Origin of the sequence: Mangrovibacterium sp., from assembly GCF_041596335.1 — a bacterium.
Lineage (GTDB): Bacteria > Bacteroidota > Bacteroidia > Bacteroidales > Prolixibacteraceae > Mangrovibacterium.
Map to the genome: position 1 here is coordinate 1 of NZ_JBFHIT010000091.1, position 10,918 is coordinate 10,918.

The 10,918-nt window shown below is 45.4% G+C and carries 7 protein-coding genes and 1 tRNA gene; 6 read left to right on the top strand and 2 right to left on the bottom strand.

Annotated elements, in window-relative coordinates:
- From ABZD21_RS19160 to ABZD21_RS19170, 3 genes are all read left to right on the top strand, one after another.
- Positions 1-1,752, top strand: a 1,752-nt coding sequence (locus tag ABZD21_RS19160) for an Ig-like domain-containing protein (RefSeq protein WP_372776744.1), incomplete at its 5' end; no start/stop codon positions are given.
- 42 nt (positions 1,753-1,794) lie between these two features.
- Entirely contained in the window at positions 1,795-2,700 is a 906-nt protein-coding gene (locus ABZD21_RS19165; RefSeq protein WP_372776745.1) for a type IX secretion system membrane protein PorP/SprF, read from the top strand.
- A gap of 11 nt (positions 2,701-2,711) precedes the next feature.
- Positions 2,712-4,667: an OmpA family protein gene (locus ABZD21_RS19170; RefSeq protein WP_372776746.1), complete on the top strand. Its 1,956-nt coding sequence runs from the start codon at positions 2,712-2,714 to the stop codon at positions 4,665-4,667.
- Between the two features lie 147 nt (positions 4,668-4,814).
- On the opposite strand, the gene ABZD21_RS19175 is transcribed toward ABZD21_RS19170, so the two are convergent.
- Positions 4,815-7,097, bottom strand: coding sequence for a GH92 family glycosyl hydrolase (locus ABZD21_RS19175; protein ID WP_372776747.1), 2,283 nt, complete (start codon positions 7,095-7,097; stop codon positions 4,815-4,817).
- A 483-nt stretch (positions 7,098-7,580) separates the two neighbouring features.
- A tRNA-Arg gene (locus ABZD21_RS19180) sits at positions 7,581-7,652 on the bottom strand.
- Between the two features lie 369 nt (positions 7,653-8,021).
- Between ABZD21_RS19180 and ABZD21_RS19185 the strand changes: the two genes are divergently transcribed.
- The 3 genes from ABZD21_RS19185 to ABZD21_RS19195 form a co-directional block, all read left to right on the top strand.
- A complete protein-coding gene (locus tag ABZD21_RS19185) occupies positions 8,022-8,696 on the top strand; it encodes a succinate dehydrogenase cytochrome b subunit (RefSeq protein WP_372776748.1) in 675 nt (224 codons plus the stop codon).
- Positions 8,697-8,714: 18 nt separating this feature from the next.
- Complete coding sequence (locus ABZD21_RS19190) at positions 8,715-10,652, top strand: fumarate reductase/succinate dehydrogenase flavoprotein subunit (RefSeq protein WP_372776749.1); 1,938 nt, start codon at positions 8,715-8,717, stop codon at positions 10,650-10,652.
- Between the two features lie 24 nt (positions 10,653-10,676).
- A partial coding sequence (locus ABZD21_RS19195) for a 2Fe-2S iron-sulfur cluster-binding protein (protein WP_372776750.1) occupies positions 10,677-10,918 on the top strand: 242 nt, incomplete at its 3' end.

The following is a 10,918-nucleotide window of genomic DNA, read 5'->3' on the forward strand; positions in this document are numbered from 1 at the left end:
AACCCCAAAAACGGGGACAGCGATGTGGACGGCGATCTTCTCAGCATTGTGTCGATTAACGGAACAACCCTGACTGGCGGAGCTCAGACCATTGATACTCCTAACGGAACAATCACCATCGATGCGTCTGATGCGATTTCCTTCAGTCCGGATGCCAACTACAACGGAACCGAGACCTTTGCCTATGTCATCAGCGACGGTACAACAACAGCAACGGCCAACCAAGAGATTACGGTGAATGCGGTGAATGATGATCCGGTGGCGGTAGCTGATGCGCCGGTGACCGATGAAGATACTCCGGTAAGCGGACTGGTTACAGCAACTGATATTGACGGCGATTCGCCGCTAACCTTCACCAAAGCTTCTGATCCTTCCAACGGAACGGTTACTGTAGCCGGTGATGGCAGCTATACCTACACTCCCGATGCCGACTTCAACGGAACCGACAGCTTTACGGTCTCGGTTTCGGATGGCAATGGCGGAACGGATACGGTGACCGTTTCAGTTACGGTGAATGAAGTTGACGTCCAAACTGATCAACCGATTGCGATGGCCGACAGCTTTACGGTCGTTGAGAACACGGTGCTTCAGGAAACCGTTTCGTTTAATGACACATTGAGCAACGACGGAAGCAACAGTTGGACTCCAATTGATCTGCCGGCGAACGGAACACTGACATTCAACCCGAATGGTCAGTTCACCTATACGCCCACCCAAAACTACGTTGGAACAGACTCTTTCACCTATCAGCTTTGCGATGCAGACAATGATTGTTCGCAAACCACTGTTAATATTGAGATACTGGCTGCTCCCGCTATGCTATTGGACAAAGTTTTGGTTGCAATCAACAATAGCAACAGCGAAACCGAATTCAGCCAAATTGGTGATGAAATTCACTTTGCAATCAGCATTCACAACACGGGAGGCATAAACCTGACTGCGGTCAAATTAACTGACTTGCTTACGGAAGATGAATGGGAAATCGGACAAATTGAACCAGGGCAAAGCTTGGTGTTCAACACTATTTACAAAGTCACCCAAGCCGACTTGGATCGAGGCTACGTGAAGAATACAGCGACAGCCACTGCGCCCGAAATAACCGAACCCGAGATTGAGGAAAGTAACGAAGTAATGATCTATGCCAATCAGAATCCGGAATTATCCCTTTCTGAATTCATTGATTATTCAACCTTCAGTGTTATCGGAGAGAGCTTAACGTTCACTTATGAAGTTGTCAATACCGGAAATATCACACTAACCAATGTGGCTATTTCTGACGCGTTGGCCGGCCTAATCGGGTTAGATTGCAATGCAACAACACTGGCTCCGGGCGAGGTTTTGACCTGCACCTCAACTTATATTGTGCAGTCGCAGGATTTGATCAGTGGAAAAATTGAAAGTCGAGCAACAGCCACCTCTGAAGAAACTGAAGCTGTATTCGCAACAGCCGGCGCCAGCCACCAAAAATGCCTAAAAGTTTATAATGAGTTTTCACCCAATGGAGATGGCGCCAACGACCGGTTTTACATTGAATGTATTGAGAAGTACCCGAACAACCATCTTAAAATTTATAACCGATGGGGAAATGTCGTCTATACCGCTAATGGCTATGCGAATGAATGGGATGGCAGCTCAAACGGACGAGCGACTTTCAACGAATCAACCGGATTACCGGTTGGAACCTATTATTATATCCTCAACCTCGGAGATGGCTCAGAACCGCTGGTAGGTTGGTTATATCTAAATCGTTAACAGGAAAAAGACAAATTCATAATGACAAATAAAAGTCAACTTGTGCCAAAACTATTACTACTGGTTCTATTTTTAAGTTTTACCAGCATTGTTTCCGCGCAACAGGAACCGCAATTTACTCAGTACATGTACAACACGATGAGTGTGAACCCCGCTTACGCCGGACAGCGTCAGGCGTTAAGTATCCTTGCGTTGCACCGCGAGCAGTGGGTTGGAGTCGACGGGGCACCGAAAACCCAAACGCTGGCGATTCACTCTCCCACCCGCAAAGAGAATGTAGGGCTAGGTTTGTCGATCGTCAACGACGAAGCAGGCCCGCTTACCGAGACCTACGTAGATGCAAACTACTCATATTCAGTCAGGCTAGGCCACGACTTGAAACTGGCCTTGGGACTAAAGGGAGGCTTTCATTCCTTTCGGGCTGACTGGAGTAAGGGAGACTACCTCTCGCCCGACGTTACTTTTGACGAGAATATAAGTCAACTGTCGCCTACTTTCGGAATCGGAGCCTACCTGAACGCCTCTAACTGGTATTTAGGTTTGTCAAGTTCCAACATGCTCGAGACCAAACATTACTCCGACATTCAGCTCGCCGAGGCAAAGAACAAAATACACCTTTACCTTATCGCAGGCTATGTTGTTGAGTTATCGCCCCAATTCAAGTTAAAACCGGCAGCCTTACTAAAAGCCGTATCAGGCTCACCGCTGATTGCTGATTTCTCGTTAAACACCATGTTGTTTGAACGCTTGGTAGTGGGCGCCGCCTGGAGATGGGATGACTCGTTCGCAACGCTTGCCGGATTCCAAATCAATCAGAACTTTTATGTCGGGTATTCTTACGATGTGACCTCAACAAGCCTCAACAATTACGAACACGGAAGTCACGAAATCCTCTTGAGGTATGAAATGATTTGGCCGAAAAAATTAATATCACCCAGATTCTTTTAATCCAAATGAGAATGAAAAAATTTAGATACAGCACCCTATTGATCCTTGCATTAACGGTCAATCTGGTTTTCGGGCAAAAAGCAAGCTTGAGTAAAGAAGCCGACAATAGCCCGGAGAATAAATATATCAGAACATCATCCATTTTGTTGGAGTTAGCCAACACCGGTTATCATTCACCTGCGATTCTAAAAAAGCTAGGTGATTCATTTTATTTCAACGGGCAAATGAAGGAGGCATGCAAGTGGTATGTTGAACTAGTGAAGCACACAAGCGAAGTCGAGGAGATCTATTTCTTTCGCTATGCACAGGCATTGCAGTCCATAGGCAACTACGAAGATGCGGATCGCTGGATGATTCACTACCTTGCTTCAACAGATCAGAACTGGTCGGTGAAAAACTATGTTTCGTTCTCTGAATTGAACTCCAGTCAGCATCAGCAAAAAGTTGAAAAAATCAAACTATTCAACTTGAATATCAACACCGAAGTATCGGATTTTGGGTCAGAATTAATTGGCGACAGCCTGTTCTTTTCATCTTCCCGCGAGGAAGGCGAGATTTATGCTCCGAATGGCCAACCCTACCTGGATTTGTACATTGCCAGTCGTGAAAACGACAGCACATTTTTTGCCGTGAAACCGATTCAGGGGAAAATTAACACCAGATATCACGAGTCATCAGCTGCATTGACTCCCGATCACAAAAGCCTTTATTTTACACGCAACAACTTTTATCGCAACCGCTATCGAACAGCCAAAGACCGAGTAAACAAACTGAAAATATTTAAAGCGTCGAAAAATATCGACAAAAATTTATGGGATAAGATTGAGCCGCTTGGGTTCAATAGCGATGAATACAGCGTAGCGCATCCCTGTTTCAACCCAGAGGGTACAAAAATGTATTTTGCCTCAGACATGCCGGGTAGCTTTGGCCATTCCGACCTATATTCAGTTGACGTTTTACCCGATGGGACTCTGGGGACACCAACTAATTTGGGTCCTAAAATCAATACCGAAAAACAGGAAACCTTCCCTTTTATAAATTCAAATGGAGATCTGTTTTTCGCGTCAAACGGACTTCCCGGTATGGGAGGACTGGACATTTTTGTCGTCCGAAATTTTGAATCACAAATGACAGCAAACGACGAACTGCGAATCGATAATCCGGGTACTCCGATTAACAGCTCGCAGGACGATTTCGGATACCACGAAGCGAACGAACCGAATGTCGGATTTTTCACGTCAAACCGACAGGGCGGTAAAGGAGACGACGATATCTATGGCTTCCGGATTTTCCCTTGCTACAAGACCATTGATGGCTTAGTTAAAGAAAAAACAAAAGGAAATTTCGTTTCCGGAACAACTGTCAAGGTATTTGATCAAACGGGGTCACAGCTGCTCGACAGCCTTGAAACCGGCGAATCAGGCCGCTTCTCCTTTGAACTTCCATGCTATTCAGGCTACCTGATCAGAGCAGCTCATCCCCACTATATCGGAGATGAAGCCCAACTTCTAGTTCATGACAAGACATTTGAAAAAGACATCGAACTAAGCCTAACACCTGACAATCATAGAATTACCGAAGATATGGATTTAGCTGAAGTACTCGATATTTCAATGATTTACTTTGATCTTAACAAACACAATATCCGGCGGGATGCAGCTATCGAATTGCAAAAGATAACCCAAGTAATGAAGCAGCACCCTCAAATTGAAATCGATGTACGAAGCCACACCGATTGTAGAGGAAGTGCTGCCTATAACCTCTCCCTATCGGAAGCCAGAGCGCAATCAACCCACCAGTATCTAATTGACCAGGGAATTGACCAACACCGCATAACTGCAACCGGTCTGGGAGAATCGGAGCCTGTGAACGAGTGCGACTGCGATAACGAGCAACAAGCACCCTGCTCTGAAGAACAACACCAAATGAATCGAAGATCCGAATTTATAATCACGAAGTTGAACTAGTCCGACCGACTTCTATCGAGAAAAACGGGTAACTCAGTCAATCTGAATTACCCGTTTTTTCGTCCATCTCCCCCAGCCTTCATGTCAATAATCCTGAATTTCTGATGGACTTGCTACATGTGCCTGAACGGACGGAAAACCAATATTCTATTTCTTCAGTTCAGTTGAAAACGAATAAGGGAAATTCTCTGTTTTTATGCCGCGCTGCTTATTTGGTTCGGCTCCCATTTTATAAGTAATTTTAGCTCCTTTCATTAACTCACCATATTTCAGGAAGTTATTCTCGTAGTTCTTTCCATTCATTCGCATCGACTCAACGTAGCGGTTTTTAGCGCTGTTATCCGGTGCTTCAATTTCTATGGTTTTACCACTTTCAAGCGTTACGGTAATCTTTTTAAAAAGCGGCGCCCCCACCACATATTCGTCAACGGCAGGTGTTACCGGGTAGAAGCCCATAGCCGAGAACACATACCAGGCCGATGTTTGGCCGTTGTCCTCATCACCACAATAACCATCGGCCTGCGGCGTATACAAACGATCCATCACCTCCCGCACCCAATACTGGGTTTTCCATGGCTCACCGGCATAGTTGTAAAGGTAAATCATATGCTGAATAGGCTGGTTACCATGCGCATAGTTACCCATATTCATGATCTGCATCTCCCTAATTTCGTGAATCACCTGTCCGTAGTAGGAGTCGTCGAAAATTGGTGGAACCACAAAAACAGAATCCAGCATGCCGGCGAACTCTTTCTGGCCTCCCATCAGGTCAATCAATCCGTTCACATCGTGGAAAACCGACCAGGTGTAGTGCCAGCTGTTCCCTTCGGTAAACGCGTCGCCCCATTTGAATGGACTAAATGGCGATTGGAACGTGCCATCATCATTCTTGCCGCGCATCAATTTCGACTCCGTATCGAAAACATTTTTGTAGTTCATAGCACGCTTAGCATAGATAGCGATCTCTTCCTGCGGTTTGCCCAAGGCTTTACCCAACTTGTATATACAGTAGTCGGCAAAAGCATATTCGAGCGTTCGGGCCACATTCTCGTTGATTCCAACATTGTAAGGCACATAACCCAGCTTGTTGTAATAATCGGAACCATAGCGGCCAACTGAAAGGAGCGGCCCAACGTGAGTGGTATTTTTCACCACAGCATCCCAAAGCGCGTCTATATCATAACCTCGCAGACCTTTCAGATAGGCATCGGCGACAATGGTTGCCGAGTTCGAGCCAACCATACAGTCGCGGTGCCCGGGGCTTGCCCATTCCGGCAGGAAGCCACTTTCCTTATAGGCATTAGCCAATCCTTCCTGAATTTGCTCATTCAGCGAGGGATACATCAGATTGAAGAATGGGAACACAGCACGGAAGGTATCCCAAAAACCGTTATCGGTGAACAGGTAACCCGGCAACACTTCGCCATTGTATGGGCTGTAATGAAAAACGTTCCCATCCGCATCAAACTCGTAGAACTTACGCGGGAACAACAACACGCGATACAGGCACGAGTAAAAGGTTTCCATCTGGTCTTCGCTCCCCCCGGACACCGCAATACGCGACAATTCTTCATTCCAAATGTCTGCACCTTTGGCTTTTACCTGATCAAATGAGTCATCTCCCAACTCCTTCAGATTAAGTTCCGCTTGTTCGTAGCTTATAAACGACGAAGCCACGCGGGCACATACTTGCTCTCCTTTTCGGGTCTTAAATTGAAGGGCGGCTCCAACATGATTGTCTTCCAATTCACGCACCCCTTCCACTATTTTATCGGTGCTCCAAACGTTACTTTTTATGAAAGGCTTGTCGAATACAATCACAAAATAGTTTCTGAAATTATCAGGTACACCTCCGCTGTTACGGGTGGTATAACCGATGATTTTTTTCCCTTCGGGAATGATTTTCACATACGAACCGCGATCAAACGCGTCAACCAGAACATACGATTTATCATTCTCCGGAAAGGTGAAACGGAACATGGCGGCCCGCTCGGTTGGCGTGATTTCCGTTACCACATCGTAGTCGGCCAGATACACTTTATAATAATTCGGTTTGGCAATCTCGGCTTTGTGCGAAAACCAACTTGCTCGTTCTTCGCCTTTAATTACCAGTTCGCCGGTCATTGGGAACAGCGAAAACTGGCCGTAATCGTTAATCCACGGACTGGGCTGATGAGTTTGCTTAAAACCCTGTATCTTATCGGCATCATAGCTGTAAACCCAGCCATCTCCCATCCCCCCCGTCTGCGGGGACCAAAAGTTCATTCCCCACGGCAAGGCAATGGCCGGATACGTGTTCCCATTCGAGAGCTTGAATCCCGAATCCGTGCCCATCAGTATATTCACATAATCGAGTGAAGTTTTGTCCTTTGCCGAAGCTAATGAAACAAACAAAAAAACACTTACCACGACCACCACTATCTTACTCATATTAAATGCCTTACATCAACACATTAACCTTATTCGCTATTCTTGCTTAACAGCCCTGCCAACAATCGAATTCAACAGCATCCGCCAAATGGATTTCCATGTACACCTTCTTTCGCAAATTCCGTTTTTTACCCTTTTGGGGTTTATCGACGATTTGCGATAAAACATCGAAACAGTATATTCTGATCAAAACAGCATTTTTCGGCCAATGACCGTCAAAATGATTTTAGCGTGCAAACAAAAATAGAATAATATTGATGTTAGAGGGGGTCTTGGCGACTTCACATTGAAAATAAAACTGTTCTACCAATATTCAGTTGTTATCTTGGAACTAATACGTTCACTAAAACAGATTATTCTTCTACAGCTTGATTTATAGCGGGAGTGTTTAGAAATGGAAGTCTCTTTTATGCGGAACTCTCAAAAATGAATGGAAAAGTGTACCCTACAACCCTCAACCGCCTGATTACCTGGAGTATTTTGTAGTCCCACCGGGAATCGAACCCGGATTTACAGTTTAGGAAACTGTCGTTCTATCCGTTGAACTATGGAACCGATTAACGCTGCAAAAATAGGAAAAAGCTTGGTTCTACAAAAGATAATCACAGAATCAACTTTTGCAGACCTGCTCGGTTGATTTTAGTTCAGCAACCAGCTTTTAATTTTGCTGCTTTTTCAGCTGTCCAGACTCGTGGAAGAGTTGGTTTTTCTGCCGCCAATCTGTTAACAGAAATTTTACATCCGCACAAACAACATGTGGCTGATATTTAACCACTTGAATTGAATTCCGGGTTTCAGTGCTTAGAAACAGTTTAAATTAGCTATTTTAGGGCTGCTTTTGGTTGTTGGTGAAACCTGAGCACCCTACATTTGCTGAGCTTTTGCTGAAATTTTATTAATGTTTAAATATAAATTAGTTATCCTATGAGCAATTTTCTGACAGCCTCTATCGGAAGAAAGTTTATTATGAGCATCTCGGGTTTATTCCTGTTGATGTTCATTTGCGTCCATTTGGGCATCAATTTGCTGTTGCTTTTTGACGACAGCGGAGAGTTATTCAACCTGGGCGCACACTTTATGGCTACAAACCCGTTGATTAAAATCATGGAGCCGGTTCTTGGTCTGGGATTCGTTGTGCATATCATCTGGTCATTTCTTATTAGTTTCCAAAACTATAAAGCTCGCCCGGTTGGTTATGACAAATCGAATGCCGCTTACTCAAGCACCTGGGCATCCCGCAACATGTTAGTCCTTGGTGGTTTAGTATTAGTTTTCCTCGTGATGCACATCATCCAGTTCTTTATCCCGGTTAAAACCGGAGGATTGGAATCGGTTAACATTGACGGTGTAGAAATGCACAACACGTACCTGCTTGTATCCGAGTTGTTTAAGTCAAGCGTCCTTTTCAGTGTTCTTTACATGATTGGTGGTGCTCTACTGGGCTTCCACTTGGCACATGGATTCTGGTCTGCGTTCCAAACCATTGGCATGAGCAACAAGAATTGGTTGAAGCGTTTGCAATGTATTGGTAAAATTTACGCCATTGTTGTAGCCGTAGGTTTCGCAATTATTCCATTGTATTTCCTGATTAAATTTTAATCGAAAAGAAGTTGAATTATGAGCAAATTAGAAGCAAAAATACCCGAAGGGCCGTTAGCCCAGAAGTGGACAAATTATAAAAATCACCAAAAACTGGTGAACCCTGCCAACAAACGTAAACTTGATGTGATTGTGGTTGGAACCGGACTGGCTGGTGGCGCTGCTGCTGCTTCTCTTGGTGAAATGGGTTTCAATGTAAAAAACTTTACCATCCAGGATTCTCCTCGCCGTGCACACTCAATCGCTGCACAAGGGGGAATCAATGCTGCTAAAAACTATCCGAACGACGGTGACTCTGTTTACCGCTTGTTTTACGACACCATTAAAGGTGGTGACTACCGTGCCCGCGAAGCAAACGTTCACCGTTTGGCTGAAGTGAGTAACAGCATCATCGACCAATGTGTGGCTCAAGGTGTTCCTTTTGCCCGCGAATATGGCGGCTTGCTCGATAACCGTTCATTCGGTGGAGCACAGGTTAGCCGGACATTCTACGCTAAAGGTCAAACCGGACAGCAGTTGCTACTGGGTGCTTACCAGGCTTTAATGCGTCAGGTTAACGCTGGAACAGTAAAAATGCACACCCGCACCGAATTGGTTGACATTGTTATTGTCGACGGAAAAGCGCGCGGAATTATTGCCCGCGACCTGGTAACCGGAAAATTGGAGCGTCATTTCGGTCATGCGGTGGTATTGGCCACCGGTGGTTACGGAAACACCTTCTTCCTGTCAACCAACGCAATGGGATCTAACGGATCTGCCGCTATCAAAGCATTCCACAAAGGAGCATTCTTTGCAAACCCTTGCATGGCGCAAATTCACCCGACCTGTATTCCTGTTCACGGTGAATTCCAATCGAAACTGACCCTGATGTCAGAATCATTGCGTAACGATGGTCGTATCTGGGTTCCTAAAAAGAAAGAAGATGCTGAAGCGATTCGCGCCGGCAAAAAGAAACCAACCGACCTGTCGGAAGACGAACGCGACTACTACCTGGAGCGTCGTTACCCAGCATTCGGTAACCTGGTTCCCCGCGATGTGGCATCACGTGCCGCTAAGGAACGTTGCGACGCAGGCTTCGGTGTTGGAACCGGCTTAGCCGTTTATCTTGACTTCAAATCGTCAATCGAACGCCTCGGAAAGAATGTGATTGAATCACGTTACGGAAACCTGTTCCAGATGTACGAGAAAATCGTTGATGAAAATCCATACGAAACGCCCATGATGATCTATCCGGCGATCCACTATACTATGGGTGGTATCTGGGTTGATTATGAATTGCAAACAACCGTTCCTGGTCTGTTCGCAGCCGGCGAAGCGAACTTCTCCGATCACGGTGCAAACCGTCTGGGAGCTTCGGCATTGATGCAAGGGTTGGCCGATGGTTATTTCGTATTGCCGTACACCATTCAAAACTACCTGGCCGACGATATTCGTACGCCACGCATGACTGGTGAAGAAAAAGAATTCGTTGAAGCTGAAAAAGCGGTTAAAGCTCGTTTCGACAAGCTACTGAGCATTCAGGGAAAACGCTCTGTGGACAGCCTGCACAAAGAACTTGGTTTGGTGATGTGGGATTTCGTTGGAATGGCCCGGAACAAAAAAGGTCTGGAACATGCCATTGAACGGATTGCTGAAATCAAAAAAGAATTCTGGAGCAACGTACGTATTCCGGGTTCAAAAGAAGGAATGAACATTGAGTTGGAAAAAGCCAGCCGTTTAGCCGATTTCATTGAAGTAGGCGACCTGATGGCCCGTGATGCTTTGAACCGCGAAGAAAGCTGCGGTGGTCACTTCCGCGAAGAATATCAGACTCCTGAAGGTGAAGCCTTACGTCAGGATGATAAATTCGCCTATGTCGGCTGCTGGGAATACAAAGGTGAAAATCAAGCTCCTGCTTTGAATAAAGAGGAATTGGTTTACGAGAGTGTGAAAATGGTTCAACGTAATTACAAGTAATGGCTTTTTAAAAGGAGATCAATCATGGAAAAAACAATAAATCTCACCCTAAAGGTTTGGCGCCAAAACAGCCCCAAGGAAAAAGGCCGTTTTGAAACCTATAAATTAGAAAAAATCTCAACCGATAGCTCATTCCTCGAAATGATGGACATTTTGAATGAGCAGCTGGTTGGTGAAAATAAAGAACCCGTGGCTTTCGACCACGACTGTCGTGAAGGTATTTGCGGAATGTGTTCGCTTTACATCAATGGCCGTCCTCACGGACC

Bases quoted from the DNA above. Each gene is read 5' to 3' on its own strand.
- ABZD21_RS19170 (WP_372776746.1), top strand. From the start codon at position 2,712: ATGAAAAAATTTAGATACAGCACCCTATTGATCCTTGCATTAACGGTC.
- ABZD21_RS19175 (WP_372776747.1), bottom strand. From the start codon at position 7,097: ATGAGTAAGATAGTGGTGGTCGTGGTAAGTGTTTTTTTGTTTGTTTCA.
- ABZD21_RS19185 (WP_372776748.1), top strand. From the start codon at position 8,022: ATGAGCAATTTTCTGACAGCCTCTATCGGAAGAAAGTTTATTATGAGC.
- ABZD21_RS19190 (WP_372776749.1), top strand. From the start codon at position 8,715: ATGAGCAAATTAGAAGCAAAAATACCCGAAGGGCCGTTAGCCCAGAAG.